Origin of the sequence: Blautia intestinihominis (assembly GCF_040096655.1) — a bacterium.
Classification (GTDB): Bacteria; Bacillota; Clostridia; order Lachnospirales; family Lachnospiraceae; genus Blautia_A; species Blautia_A intestinihominis.
Map to the genome: position 1 here is coordinate 1 of NZ_JBBMEI010000013.1, position 14,914 is coordinate 14,914.

12 protein-coding genes are annotated in these 14,914 nt (G+C 45.4%); all 12 read left to right on the forward strand.

The window, feature by feature from the left end:
• Nucleotides 1–181 precede the first annotated feature (181 nt).
• The 12 genes from WMO75_RS05830 to WMO75_RS05885 all read left to right on the forward strand — a co-directional run bounded on the left by WMO75_RS05830 (nt 182) and on the right by WMO75_RS05885 (nt 14,898).
• On the forward strand, nt 182–424 hold the full coding sequence (locus WMO75_RS05830) for a helix-turn-helix domain-containing protein (protein ID WP_022214323.1): 243 nt from the start codon (nt 182–184) through the stop codon (nt 422–424).
• 41 nt (nt 425–465) lie between these two features.
• Nucleotides 466–1,524 carry a hypothetical protein gene (locus tag WMO75_RS05835; RefSeq protein ID WP_022214322.1) on the forward strand — a complete coding sequence of 353 codons (1,059 nt, stop codon included), beginning with the start codon at nt 466–468 and terminating at the stop codon, nt 1,522–1,524.
• A 117-nt stretch (nt 1,525–1,641) separates the two neighbouring features.
• A complete protein-coding gene (locus WMO75_RS05840) occupies nt 1,642–2,376 on the forward strand; it encodes a hypothetical protein (protein ID WP_022214321.1) in 735 nt (244 codons plus the stop codon).
• A gap of 365 nt (nt 2,377–2,741) precedes the next feature.
• A complete protein-coding gene (lepA, locus tag WMO75_RS05845) occupies nt 2,742–4,550 on the forward strand; it encodes a translation elongation factor 4 (RefSeq protein WP_022214320.1) in 1,809 nt (602 codons plus the stop codon).
• Nucleotides 4,551–4,574: 24 nt separating this feature from the next.
• Complete coding sequence (locus WMO75_RS05850; RefSeq protein ID WP_022214319.1) at nt 4,575–5,060, forward strand: hypothetical protein; 486 nt, start codon at nt 4,575–4,577, stop codon at nt 5,058–5,060.
• A complete protein-coding gene (gene hemW / locus WMO75_RS05855) occupies nt 5,023–6,186 on the forward strand; it encodes a radical SAM family heme chaperone HemW (RefSeq protein WP_118252245.1) in 1,164 nt (387 codons plus the stop codon). Before WMO75_RS05850 ends, hemW begins: the two co-directional genes overlap by 38 nt.
• Nucleotides 6,187–6,318: 132 nt before the next feature.
• The gene (uvrA, locus tag WMO75_RS05860; protein WP_118698824.1) at nt 6,319–9,162 is read left to right on the forward strand and encodes an excinuclease ABC subunit UvrA; all 2,844 of its coding nucleotides are present in this window, start codon (nt 6,319–6,321) and stop codon (nt 9,160–9,162) included.
• A 23-nt stretch (nt 9,163–9,185) separates the two neighbouring features.
• Nucleotides 9,186–10,175 carry a rod shape-determining protein gene (locus WMO75_RS05865; protein WP_118252243.1) on the forward strand — a complete coding sequence of 330 codons (990 nt, stop codon included), beginning with the start codon at nt 9,186–9,188 and terminating at the stop codon, nt 10,173–10,175.
• Nucleotides 10,176–10,275: 100 nt separating this feature from the next.
• Complete coding sequence (gene recD2, locus WMO75_RS05870; protein WP_118698822.1) at nt 10,276–12,510, forward strand: SF1B family DNA helicase RecD2; 2,235 nt, start codon at nt 10,276–10,278, stop codon at nt 12,508–12,510.
• A gap of 29 nt (nt 12,511–12,539) precedes the next feature.
• Nucleotides 12,540–13,235 (forward strand): ComF family protein, encoded by a 696-nt coding sequence (locus WMO75_RS05875; protein WP_349077746.1) that lies wholly within the window; start codon nt 12,540–12,542, stop codon nt 13,233–13,235.
• A gap of 119 nt (nt 13,236–13,354) precedes the next feature.
• A complete protein-coding gene (locus WMO75_RS05880) occupies nt 13,355–13,789 on the forward strand; it encodes a hypothetical protein (protein ID WP_022214312.1) in 435 nt (144 codons plus the stop codon).
• The gene (locus WMO75_RS05885; RefSeq protein ID WP_118252241.1) at nt 13,786–14,898 is read left to right on the forward strand and encodes a hypothetical protein; all 1,113 of its coding nucleotides are present in this window, start codon (nt 13,786–13,788) and stop codon (nt 14,896–14,898) included. The genes WMO75_RS05880 and WMO75_RS05885 overlap by 4 nt, the downstream gene beginning before the upstream one ends.
• Nucleotides 14,899–14,914 lie beyond the last annotated feature (16 nt).

A 14,914-nucleotide genomic window follows, 5' to 3' on the forward strand; every position in this document is an offset into this window, starting at 1 on the left:
GAAAAATCCATGCAGAAGTAAATTCTACAGGTATAGAATTTACTCTTGCAAGGTAGAATTTAAAAATACATTTAACCCTCATTTTTGTGAAAAGTGCCAGTTATGAAAAAAAACTTGCAAATAAGAACTAATGTTCGTATAATTGCATTAAGAGCTATCAGACGAAGGAGGTGCTTTTTTTATGAAGTGTGTGTTTGACAGTAAGCGTATAGAAATGGGGAATCGCATACGTACATTGCGGAAGAGAAGAGTGGGAAGTCAGTCAGAATTTGCGGAGAAACTGGATGTATCTGTTATCACAATATCCCGGATAGAGAATGGCATGACAAAGATTGATGCAGAACTTCTAATCAAGATGTCAGAGGTTCTGCAGGTACCGGTGAATATCATCCTTGGAATTGGGCAGCAGGAATATTTTGTATAAATACAGTTTGGGTCAATAGATATTGATTGGGAGCACAAAAGATGGAAATTCTGGTAAGCGTAGGAATGATTATATTTGCCATTGCTTTTTTTTATGTATATTTTTTGGCATCAGCAATATTGTTTTGTGATGCCCCGGTTTCATTGATAGGTGCACTTTTTTCATTCTTTTGTTTGTGTCCGATTGGAAGACACAAAATACACATTGGCAGAGAAATGAAGTATCGATGGGCAGATTGTATAAGTGAAGTAAATCCTCTTTATGTGGCTGGATTTTTCAGGAAAAACGCATCAGATAAGAATATATTATCGAATCTTAAAGGGAAATTTTACTGTGAAACTGCGTTATGTGGGATTTGGGCAATAGCGTTTATATGCAAAATATATATGAATGCAAATATCTGGAAAATATGTGACTATATATTTGGAGGCTGTTTTGTGGTTGTTGAAGTGGTCTGGTGTTATTATGCTCTGTATTATAAATGGTATTACAATGAGGCTTTTCGTTACACAGAGGGACCGGATCATATATGGAAACCTTTCAGCAATATAGCGGAATATTCCAGAAATCCTCAATTTGCAAGTTCGTATTATTATTATCGTGTGCCGTTTGAAGAGATTAAGAACAAAATAGAGCAAGAATGTACTTCGCAGCAATATATTTTTGCAGGAGCATATAGCAAAAAGGAAGTGCACTCTATAATTTACTGGAAGAAAACGGAGAAGTCTGTTGAGATTTTACAGTTGGGGCAGATGCAGAAATATTCCGAAGAAAACATGCAGATATTAAATGAATTTTTTGCACATTTCTGGAAACAGGAACTGAGTGCGGAAAAACAAAAAGTAAAAGTTATTGCAATCTTGTGCATAGAAAATGCAAACCGGGAACTGAGGAGACATTTATTAAGCCTATGCTACGTTGACCAAAAAGATGGAGAACAGGGAAGATACAGACTTCCAGTAGTTATCCTGCATCAGGAAGAACCGCAGGTTCAGATTTTACCGTTATATTCAAAGTGGCGTGGTAAGAAAGAATATGATGAAATGAAAGAAGAAGTCAGTTCTATCCTGGGATTGAGTACTACAAGGGAAGAAGAATGAGCATAAATCGGAGGCGACTTTTTGCTGCCTCTGATTTTTCTATATTCACCCAAAGAAAACACTTGTTCGAAAAATGGAAGTGTAGTATACTTAATAAAGAATGGATAAGGAGAATGTATGAAACAGTTAGAAAAGGCCAGGAAATACGAAGAACTGTATAAGGAATTGTTTGACAGGAACAGTAAGGTAACCACGATTTGTCTGCTGTTGTGTGGTGCTTTTTGGGTGTTAAAACTCTACGTGTTGAGTGAACAGTGTCTTATATTGTTTTTCTTTTCTGGCGGACTGTATGGGGTGAGGCGAATTCATCGAGAGTATGTTCAACTGGGCGAATATTATTTGCCAGATCAGCTAAGAACATCATCTACCTGTAACAAAGTACTGTATAAAGGTAATGTAATTCCTGTTAGCAGGGCAAATGTAATTGATGTCTGGATATTGGTATGCTGTTTGGGGGCGGCGACGCTTTTGTTATGGATTGAATGCATCTTCAGTAAAGATATTGAAGGCACTCCGGCACTTATAATGTTTTATGGCATTGTGCCTGTTATATGTCTGGAATATATTTCTGGGTTTCGTACAGTGCATAGAAGGCTCAAACGTCTGACATGGAAAAATTTTCGATATCATATAGGTTGGTGTAACATCGGTGAAAAACTGCCGAAACAATATAAACTGGGAAATTGTGAGATAACAAAGGAAAACAGGATTTTTTTCAGGACATACTATACTGTAAAGACAACCAAAACTAATAACATCTATAAGAAAGTCATGTATTGTAGAAAAGAAGAAATAAATATAGGGTCTACATACGTTCTGTACGAAATCTGTGGTGTCCGATATATACAATAGCAAATCCATAAATCGAGGGAAAAATATAGTCGAACTGGAATTCTCGGGCATTGAGTATCTGAAATTGTTTCCGTATGATGAAGAATATACCTGTGAAATCCTTGGAGTAACTCTGATATTGGAGGACGGCAAAATATTCTGGTGTGACTGTGATGGCATATCAAAAGAAGAATTTCCAGATTACAGGGGAATTTCAATTTGCGCGTCGGAACTTAGGTGGCGCTGGGTAGATGGAAATAATATAGAAACAGAGCGGGAATAAGGGGCTAAATGGCTGGACGAAACGCGAATGGCTATGCTATAATGACCCACGATATAGAGAATTTTCGTGAAGCACATATATATAGAAGGGAGCACATCCAAGAATGATAGATCAGAGCAAAATCCGTAATTTTTGTATCATTGCACATATAGACCATGGCAAGTCTACGCTTGCTGACCGAATTATCGAGATGACTGGTACGCTGACTGAGCGTGAGATGCAGTCTCAGGTCCTTGACAATATGGAACTGGAGAGGGAGCGTGGTATCACGATCAAATCCCAGGCAGTCCGTATCGTGTACAAGGCGAGTGACGGGGAGGAATATATCTTCAACCTGATCGATACCCCAGGACATGTCGATTTTAACTATGAGGTTTCCCGAAGCCTTGCAGCCTGTGACGGCGCAATTCTTGTCGTGGATGCGGCACAGGGAATCGAGGCACAGACACTGGCGAACGTATATCTTGCACTGGATCATGATCTGGATGTCCTTCCGGTCATCAACAAGATCGATCTTCCGAGCGCAGAGCCGGATCGAGTTGTCAATGAGATCGAGGACGTGATCGGAATCGAGGCACACGATGCACCGAGGATCTCAGCCAAGACAGGACTGAATGTAGAGGAAGTTCTGGAGCAGATCGTTACGAAGATCCCTGCACCGAACGGTGATGTGGATGCACCGCTCAAAGCGTTGATCTTTGACTCCATTTATGATGCATACAAGGGCGTTATCGTATTCTGCCGTGTGCTGGATGGCCGTGTAAAGAAAGGAACACAGATCCGCATGATGGCGACAGGATTTACGACAGAAGTTGTAGAGGTAGGTTATTTTGGCGCAGGTCAGTTCATTCCATGTGACGAGCTGACAGCAGGCATGGTTGGATACATTACAGCAAGTATCAAGAACCTCGGAGATACCAGAGTCGGTGATACAGTAACGGATAATGAGAGACCGTGTGCAGAAGCACTTCCAGGATATAAGAAAGTACAGCCGATGGTTTACTGCGGACTTTATCCGGCAGATGGTGCCAAGTACGGCGATCTGAGAGATGCACTTGAGAAGCTGCAGTTAAACGATGCTTCCCTGTTCTTCGAACCAGAGACATCTGTGGCACTGGGCTTTGGTTTCCGCTGTGGTTTCCTTGGTCTTCTTCATCTGGAGATCATTCAGGAGCGTCTGGAGAGAGAGTACAATCTGGATCTGGTAACGACAGCACCGGGTGTTATCTACAAGGTTTACAAGACAAACGGCGATATGATCGAACTGACCAACCCATCCAATCTCCCGGATCCGTCAGAGATCGAATACATGGAAGAGCCGATGGTAAATGCCGAGATCATGGTAACAACCGAGTTTATCGGCGCAATCATGGATCTCTGTCAGGAACGCCGTGGCCAGTACATCGGAATGGAATATATGGAAGAGACGAGAGCACTTCTGAAATACAAACTGCCTCTGAATGAGATCATCTATGATTTCTTCGATGCACTCAAATCCCGTTCCAGAGGATATGCTTCCCTCGATTACGAGCTCTGCGGTTACGAGCGCAGTGATCTGGTCAAACTGGATATCCTTGTTAATAAGGAAGAAGTCGATGCCCTTTCCTTCATCGTACATGCAGATACTGCCTACGAGCGAGGACGTAAGATGTGCGAGAAACTCAAAGAAGAAATTCCGAGACAGTTATTCGAGATCCCGATCCAGGCTGCGATCGGAAGCAAGGTTATCGCCAGAGAGACTGTCCGTGCCATGCGTAAGGACGTACTTGCCAAATGTTACGGTGGTGATATTTCCCGTAAGAAGAAACTTCTGGAGAAACAGAAGGAAGGTAAGAAGCGTATGCGCCAGGTAGGAAACGTAGAAATCCCGCAGAAAGCGTTTATGAGTGTTCTGAAGCTGGACGATAAATAATCGTTCGGGAATCGGAGGATAATAATGAAAAAAACAAGATCACGTTTATTGCTGACAGGTGCAGTCCTTCTGATGTGTACACTTCTGGCGGGCTGCGGATGCGGCAAGAAGAAAGCAGCAGATCCGGAAACAGAAGAAGTTATCAAGATCAGCATCACACCGGAGCCAACGCCTACGACTGCACCGGAGCAGGTAAATTCTGCAGCAGTTGTTTCAAGTGGTGGCGTAACGATGGTAAACAGCTATCTTGATGAGAATGCCGGATCTACATCTGCCAATACAGCAAGTGGAGCTGCGGTTGTGTCAGACAGTACTACGTCAGATAATGCTTCGACAGCAGATAATTCCAGTTTGTCAGACAACAGCACATCTGCGGATGCAAATATGTCTTCTGATACAGAGGGCGATTCTTCCGACAGCGGAGACAGCCAAGATTATTCAGAAGATGACAGCAGCCAGGATGATTCAGAATATGACGACAGTGAGGAAGATTACAGTGAGGAATACTAAGATTCCGCTGGAGTTATATGTGCACATTCCGTTCTGCGTCCGCAAATGCCAGTACTGTGATTTCCTTTCCGGACCGTCAGACCAGAAGACACGGGACGACTATGTAGATGCGTTGTGCAGGGAGATAAGAAGCATCTCACAGAAAGAAGTATATGAGGTCGTTTCTATATTCATCGGCGGCGGAACTCCATCTGTGCTCAGTGGAGAGCAGCTTTGCCGGATCATGGATGAGATAAAACAGGCATTTATTCTGAGTGAAGATGCAGAGATCACAATGGAGGCAAATCCGGGAACAGTCAGTCCGGAGCAGTTGAAACTTTGCCACGAAGCCGGTATCAATCGAATAAGTTTTGGACTTCAGTCCACGGTGCAGCAGGAACTTGACATGCTCGGAAGGATCCACACCTACGAAGAATTTCTCCAGAGTTATCACTGGGCGAGGAAAGCTGGATTTTCCAACATCAATGTAGACCTGATGTTTGCAATACCGGGGCAGACCTGCGAGAACTGGAAGCACAATCTGGAAACCATCGCAGAACTTTCACCGGAGCACATTTCGGCTTACAGTCTGATCATCGAGGAGGGAACGCCTTTCGCACAGAAGAAACTGATCCTTCCAACAGAAGATGAAGAATACCAGATGTACGAGGACACCGCGGAAATCCTGAGAAAATATGGATTCCATCAATATGAGATATCCAATTACGCCCGTGACGGCTTCGAGTGCAGGCATAACAAGGGTTACTGGCAGCGCACAGAATATCTGGGAGCCGGTCTGGGAGCGGCATCATTATTTCAGGGAAAGCGTTTCAGCAATACCAGAGATATGCAGACGTATCTGGCAGACAGCACAGAACCGGAGAAGATCCGGGAGGATGTTACGGCGCTTTCCAGAAACAACGAAATAGAAGAATTCATGTTCCTGGGGCTGCGTATGACAGAAGGAATCTCTGAAAGACAGTTTGAGAGAAATTTTGGATGCAGGATAGAGGATATTTATGGCTCTGTTCTGGCAAAATATAAAGAGATGGATCTGCTGGAACATACAGGTGAGTTCTGGCGATTTACAAGGAAAGGAATCCATGTGAGCAATCCAGTCCTGGCAGATTTTCTGCTGGATGAGTGAAACGGGAGGAGAGCTGGAACTCCCGGAGCAAACAGTAATACAGAATCAATAGTAGAGTTACTGAGAACAGTAATACTACAGAGAAACAGTGCAAATTAGATATAATGAGAAAGCAGAGGAGCATAAGAAACTATGGCGGGACATACAACTGAGAAGAAATTTATCCGGATTCGGGGTGCGAATGTAAATAACCTCAAGAATCTGAGCGTAGATATTCCAAGAGATGAATTTGTAGTACTGACAGGAGTCAGTGGTTCCGGCAAGTCTTCTCTGGCTTTTGATACCATTTATGCGGAAGGACAGAGACGCTATATGGAGTCTCTGTCTTCTTATGCGAGACAGTTTCTGGGACAGATGGAGAAACCAGACGTGGAGTCGATCGAGGGACTGCCGCCTGCAATCTCCATTGATCAGAAATCCACAAACAGAAACCCGCGATCTACCGTAGGAACAGTAACTGAGATCTACGATTATTTCCGTCTTCTGTATGCAAGGATCGGAATCCCACATTGTCCGAAGTGCGGCAAGGAGATCAAGAAACAGACCGTAGACCAGATGGTAGACCACATCATGTCACTGCCGGAGAGGACCAAGATCCAGCTTCTTGCACCGGTAGTCCGAGGACGCAAGGGAACCCATGCGAAACTTCTGGATCAGGCAAAGCGAAGCGGCTATGTCCGCGTTCTGATCGACGGAAACATGTATGAACTTTCCGAAGAGATCAAACTGGACAAGAACATCAAGCATAATATCGAGATCGTAGTAGACCGTCTGGTAGTCAAACCAGGTATTGAGAAACGACTGTCAGATTCCATCGAGACTGTCCTTGATCTTGCAGACGGACTTCTGATGGTGGACACGATGGATGGAAATATCATAAATTTCAGCCAGAGTTTTTCCTGCCCGGACTGCCAGATCAGTATTGACGAGATCGAGCCGAGAAGTTTTTCTTTCAATAATCCGTTTGGAGCCTGCCCGGACTGTTTCGGTCTGGGATACAAGATGGAGTTCGATGTCGACCTGATGATACCGGACAAATCCTTAAGTATTTCAGAGGGAGCCATTACTGTGATGGGATGGCAGTCCTGCACAGACAAGGGAAGTTTTACAAGAGCGATCCTGGATGCACTGGCAAATGAATACCATTTCAGTCTGGATACTCCATTTCAGGATTATCCGGAAGAAATCAAGAACATTCTGATCCACGGAACTAATGGACACTCTGTCAAGGTTTACTACAAGGGACAGCGCGGAGAGGGAATTTATGACATTGCGTTCCCGGGTCTTATCAAGAACGTGGAGCAGCGATACAAAGAAACAGGTTCCGACGCAATGAAGCAGGAATATGAATCTTTTATGCGCATCACCCCATGTAAGACATGTAAGGGACAGAGACTGAAGAAAGAATCACTTGCTGTCACAGTCGGAGATAAGAATATTTATGAGATAACAGCGCTCTCCATAGAGAAGCTGTGTGATTTCCTGAAAGACCTGAAGCTTTCCAGCCAGCAGGAACTGATCGGAAAGCAGATCCTCAAGGAAATCCGTGCGAGAGTTGGTTTCCTTGCAGAAGTAGGTCTGGATTATCTTTCTTTAAGCCGTGCGACCGCGACACTCTCCGGCGGGGAAGCGCAGAGAATCCGTCTTGCGACACAGATCGGCTCCGGGCTGGTCGGAGTTGCCTATATCCTGGATGAGCCGAGTATTGGACTTCATCAGAGAGATAATGACAAACTGCTGAGGGCACTGATGCGCCTCCGTGATCTGGGGAACAGCCTGATCGTGGTGGAACATGACGAGGATACCATGCGTGCTGCGGACTGTGTTGTGGATATCGGACCGGGGGCAGGCGAACACGGTGGAAAACTTGTCGAGATCGGAACAGCAGAGACACTGATGCAGAATCCGGATTCTGTCACAGGCGCATATTTAAGTGGCAGGATCAAGATTCCGGTGCCGACGGAGCGTAAACAGCCGACAGGATGGCTTAGGATCCGCGGAGCAGCGGAAAATAATCTCAAGCAGGTCAATGTGGATATCCCACTGGGCGTTATGACGAGTGTTACGGGAGTCAGTGGTTCCGGCAAGAGCTCCCTGATCAACGAAGTGCTGTACAAGACTCTGGCAAGAGACCTGAACCGTGCGCGGACTATCCCGGGCAAACATAAGGAAATCCAGGGACTTGACCAGCTTGATAAGGTCATCAATATCGATCAGTCGCCGATCGGACGTACACCGAGGTCCAATCCGGCAACGTATACAGGCGTTTTTGACCAGATTCGAGATCTTTTTGCCGCGACTGCAGATGCGAAGGCAAGAGGTTACAAGAAAGGACGTTTCAGTTTTAACGTCAAGGGCGGACGCTGTGAGGCGTGCAGCGGTGACGGAATCATCAAGATCGAGATGCATTTCCTGGCAGATGTCTATGTTCCATGTGAAGTGTGCAAGGGCAAACGTTATAACAGAGAAACGCTGGAAGTGAAATACAAAGACAAAAGTATCTACGATGTCCTGAATATGACAGTCGAGGAAGCACTGGGATTTTTTGAAAACGTTCCATCTATCCGCCGTAAGATCCAGACACTGTACGATGTAGGACTTTCCTATATCCGTCTTGGTCAGCCGTCCACTGAACTTTCCGGCGGCGAGGCGCAGAGGATCAAGCTTGCGACAGAACTCAGCAAACGAAGCACCGGAAGGACGATCTACATTCTGGATGAGCCGACGACAGGACTTCATTTCGCGGATGTACACAAGCTGGTTGAGATCCTGAAGCGTCTGACAGACGGCGGAAATACCGTTGTAGTCATCGAGCATAACCTGGACGTCATCAAGACAGCAGATTATATTATAGATATGGGACCGGAAGGCGGTGACCGTGGAGGTACGGTGATCGCAACAGGAACACCGGAACAGATCGCAGAGTGTCCGGAATCCTACACGGGCCAGTATGTGAAGAAATACCTGCAGCAATAGAGAAAATTGGGAAGGAGGCTATTATGCCTGCAAATGATATTGGAATCGATATGGGAACCAGCAGTTGTCTGGTTTATTCCACCGGCAAAGGTCTGATCCTCAAGGAGCCGACGGTGGTAGTATATGACAAGGATACAGAAAAGATCAAAGCAATTGGTGAGGAAGCAAAACAGATGGCGGGACATGCCTCTTCCAATATAGAGGTGATCCGTCCGATCCGCCAGGGCGTGATCACGGATTTCATTGTAATGGAAAAAATGCTCAAATATTTTATCCCGAAAGCAATGGGACGAAGAGCTTTTCGCAAACCCCGCATCAGCATCTGTGTGCCAAGCGGGATCACGGAGATCGAGCGCCGGGCAGTGGAGGAAGCAACCTTCCAGGCTGGCGCACGGGAAGTTTTTCTGGTCGAAGAACCGATCGCAGCAGCAATCGGCGCCGGTGTGGATGTTACGAAACCGTTTGGAAATCTGATCGTGGATATCGGAGGCGGAACGACAGATGTGGCAGTGATTTCCCTGGGCGGTGTTGTCGTCTCTTCTACGATCAAGGTAGCAGGAGATACGTTTGATCAGGCGATCATGAGCTACATACGCCGGACACATGGACTTTTTATTGGAGAGGACACTGCCGAGACGATCAAGATCAAGATCGGTACCGCGATTGAGGAAGCAAATCCGAGAGTGATGGAAGTCAAGGGACGAAATATCCTGACGGGTCTTCCAAAGACCATCAAGCTGACTTCGGAAGAAATCCGTGTGGCACTTAAAGATGCCACAAATCAGATCGTAGAGACCGTTCATGGCGTTTTGGAAAAGACACCGCCGGAACTTGCAGCAGATATCGTGGACCGTGGAATTGTTCTTGCAGGAGGCGGCGCAATGCTGAGTGGAATGGACACTCTGATCGAACAGAGAACAGGGGTAAATACACTGACGGTACAGAATGCAGTGAATGTAGTAGCTGTTGGAACTGGAAAATATGCAGAGATCATGGCGAGAATGGAAGAATGACCGCAGAGATCCGTGAACACAGAAACCAGGAATATCTGAAGTTTACTTTGGATGTCCTGGTTTTGCTGTACGGAATTCTGAGAAGCAGAAGAGAGGAACTATGAGTGAAAGCGTGACAGGGTATATCGATCATGTGATTTTTCGAAACGAAGAAAACGGATATACCGTAATGATATTAAAGGGCGTAGAAGATGAGGAAGAACTGACCTGTGTCGGATCATTTCCGGTGATTACGATGGGGGCTTCCGTGGAACTTACCGGAAATTATATCCAGCATCCGGTCTATGGAAAACAGTTTCAGGCAGCAACTCTTACCGAAAAAATGCCGGAAGATGCCATGGCAATGGAACGTTATCTGGGATCAGGCGCGATCAAAGGCATCGGTGCGGCACTGGCGGCAAGGATTGTGAGACGTTTTGGGCGTGAGACACTTCGGATCGTGGAGGAAGAGCCGGAACGGCTGGCAGAGGTCAAGGGGATCAGTGAAAAAAAGGCGAGAGAAATTGCAGCGCAGGTTTCTGAGAAGGCTGACATGCGAAAAGCAATGATGTTTTTGCAGAAATATGGGATTTCTCTGAATCTCGGAGCCAAAATCTATCAGAAATATGGAGAAACAGTCTACAGTGTACTTCAGGAAAATCCTTACCGGCTTGCAGATGATATCAGTGGTATTGGTTTCAAGATTGCGGACGAGATCGCTTACAGGATTGGAATCCATACAGATTCAGATTACAGAATCCGAAGCGGGATGATGTATACTCTTTTGCAGGCATCAGGAGACGGACATGTATATCTTCCAAGGGAAGAACTGTTCCAGAGGGCTTCGGAACTTCTGGGGGTGGATCCTTCCTATATGGAAAAACATCTGATGGATCTTTCTGTAGACCGCAAGCTGGTGCAGAAAGAAGAGAACGGAGTGGTCCTGGTTTATCCGACCATGTACTATTATCTGGAACTTAACACAGCAAGAATGCTTAAGGAACTGGATATTCTCTATCCGGAAGATCCAGAGATGATCAACAGGAGAATCGCACAGATTGAAAAGGAAACAGACACTGTTCTGGATGAAATGCAGAAAAAAGCTGTCACAGAGGCGGCATGTCATGGCCTGTTTATTCTGACAGGAGGTCCCGGAACAGGAAAAACAACCACGATCAATGCGATCATCCAGTATTTTGAGGGAGAGGGAGCAGAGATCCGGCTTGCTGCACCGACAGGAAGAGCGGCCAAACGAATGACAGAGGCGACCGGCTACGAGGCACAGACAATTCACAGACTCCTGGAATTATCCGGAATGCCTGAGGATGACAATAAGAGTGGTCAGGCAGTTCATTTTGAGAGAAATGCGGAGAATCCTCTGGAAGCAGATGTCATTATCATTGATGAGATGTCGATGGTGGATATTCAGCTGATACATTCACTTCTCCAGGCAATCATTGCAGGGACGAGACTGATTCTGGTAGGTGATGAGAATCAGCTTCCAAGCGTGGGACCGGGAAATGTACTTCGCGACATTATCAGAAGCATGGCATTTCCGGTGGTAGAGCTTAAGAAGATTTTCCGGCAGGCATCAGAGAGTGATATTGTCGTAAATGCACACAAGATCAACAAGGGAGAACAGGTGGTTCTTGACAATAAGAGCCGTGATTTCTTTTTTCTTAAGAGATATGATGCAGACATTATCATTCGCGTGGTAATTGCACTGATTCAGGAAAAACTTCCGAAATATGTAGAGGCGAAGCCTTTTGATATTCAGGTCCTGACTCCTATGAGGAAAGGACTTCTTGGCGTGGAACGGCTGAATCAGATTCTCCAGAGATACCTGAATCCGCCGGATGCATCAAAGAAAGAAAGAGAAAATGCACACGGACTTTTCCGCGAGGGCGATAAAGTCATGCAGATCCGGAATAACTACCAGATGGAATGGGAAATCCGGGGCCTGTATGGTATTCCAATTGAGAAAGGTATTGGTGTATTTAATGGAGATACCGGAATCCTCAGGACGATCAATGACTTTGCCGAGACAGCCGAGGTGGAATTTGAGGATGGCAGATGGGCAGAATATTCTTTCAAACAGCTGGATGAACTGGAACTTGCCTATGCGATCACGATACATAAATCGCAGGGGTCTGAATATCCTGCAGTTGTAATTCCGCTTCTGTCCGGACCAAGGATGCTTCTGAACAGAAATCTTCTTTATACAGCTGTCACCAGGGCGCGTAAGTGCGTAACCGTTGTCGGCAGTGAGGAGACATTCCGGGAAATGATCCGGAATGAGAAACAACAGCAGAGATACAGCTCACTGGATCGGAGAATCTGTGAGACAGAAGAGTAAGAGTGCTTCATCGGGGAGAAAGGACTTACTTGGAGAAATTTTTGAATATCCTGTATCCGAGACGCTGCCCGGTCTGTCATCAGATCCTTACTGAAAAGGGAATACTTGTCTGCCGGGCATGTGAGAACCAGCTGCATCCGATCATAAAGGATTATTGTCTCAAATGCGGAAGACCGGTGGCGCCGGAGGTGGAATTCTGTCCGGAGTGTCGGAAAGTGCACAGAGAGTTCGACAGAGGGAGAGGCGTTTTTCTCTATAATAACAGAATGCGGCAGTCGCTGCTTCACTACAAATATTATGGGAGCCGGGAATATGGTGAATACTATGCTGCTTCTATATGCAGATATATGGAAAGAGACATCCGGGCATGGAACCCGGATGTGATCATTCCCGTTCCTATGTATCCGCGGAAGCAGCGGGAGAGAGGATTTAACCAGGCGGCAGACATTGCAGACAGGGTCGGAAGAAATCTGAAGATTCCGGTACCGGATCAGATCATACGAAAGACAAAGAATACCCGGTCGCAGAAAAAACTGAGTGCTGCTGAAAGAAAGCAGAATCTGAGAGAGGCCTTTCAGATTACTGAGAGAATGGACGGACTCAGTATACTTGTCATGGATGACGTGTACACAACAGGAAGTACGATAGAAGCAATGGCTCATGTCCTTAAGGGAGCAGGTGCAGAAAGAGTGTTTTTTGTGACCCTCTGCATGGGCTGGATATGATAACAGCAGGGCATTGGCGGTGAAAAAAGGCTTTTCATGGTCATGGATATATGTTACAATTAATCTATATGAGTATTTCTGTCCGGTGGAAAGAAATACGGTTTTGTAAGGAGCAGACTATGATCAACGAAGAAAAAGTTAAGATAATGACAAAGCTCGCCATGTATGAGCAGGGCAGGGGCAGGAAACATCTTCCGGTCAGCAGATATTACAGAAGTGACTATATCGGGCTGGCACTGATCAAGAATTTTTTCCTGGTTACGATCGGATATGTGCTGATTGTTGCGGCAGTAGCGGTATATTTTGGAGAATATCTTCTGGAGAATATTCACAGAATGAATCTGGTCACACTTGGAATCTATCTGATTATCGGTTATGTGATTGTTCTTGCAGCGTATTCTATTCTGACGTATATTCAGTATTCCGTGAAATATTATCAGGCAAAGAAGAGTGTACGGGAATATTACAGCCAGCTTACAGAGCTGAATAAGATCTATGCGCGGGAAGAAAAGAAAATGTCCGCCAGAGGAACAGCGGGAGGTTATCGGAAATGACAGCATTACTGGAATTTAAACAGAAAATCAAAGGCTTATTTGCACAGTATGAAGTGTATGTGATGCCTCTTTTGAAATTTATCCTGGCACTGGTTTATTTTATATGGATTAACAGCAACATGGGATATGTGAAAGCTCTTGATAATATATTTGTAGTATTGATTCTGGCACTTGTCTGCAGTGTCCTTCCGACAGGAATGATTGTTTTTGCAGGATGTGCGATGATGGTGGCACACTGTTATGCACTCGGAATAGAAGTTGCCGGTTTCCTGCTGGTGCTTCTTCTTTTCATGCTGATTCTGTTTCTGAGATTCAGCGCAGGCAAGAACATTGTAATGGTGTTTACGCCACTGGCATTTGCATTTGATCTTCCGGCATTGCTGCCAATCGGATGCGGCCTTCTGAGTTCACCGGTATCTGCACTTCCGGCAGGCGGTGGCGTGATCATTTACTATTTTGTTCGCTATGTGAGAGTACAGTCCCAGGCACTTATGAGTGCTGATATGCAGATAGTAGACAAACTGACACTTCTTTCAGATGGCATTATGAAGAATGGTGAGATGTGGCTGACACTGCTTACATTTGTTGTTGTGATTCTTGCAGTCCAGCTGATCCGTACGAGACAGTTTGATTATGCATGGAGAATTGCAATCATTGCAGGCGGCGTGCTCTATCTTGTACTTATGCTTGCAGGCAGCATGTATTTTGGATTTTCTGTTCCTGTTGCATCACAGGTTATTTTTACCGTAGTTGCAGTTCTGCTTGGAATTGTTCTTGAATTCTTTGTGTTCGGAGGCGATTATACAAGAACAGAGCGTCTGGAATATGAGGATGATGATTATTACTATTATGTCAAGGCTGTGCCGAAGGCGCTGGTTGCAACTTCTGAGAGAAGCATCAAGAAGATCAACGGCGAGCCTGCACGCGATGACAGGAAACAGAATGAGCGTGTAGTGAATTTTTCTGCACCATTGTTCCAGGGAGCGGTTCCTCCGGAAAAAGAAAAAGCAGAACCGGATGTGACAGAAAATACGGCTGCTATCGAGAAAGCAGATCTCGATGACATCGATTTCGAAAAGAAACTGGAAGAATCACTGAAGGATCTGTGATCAGAACCGTAATTTA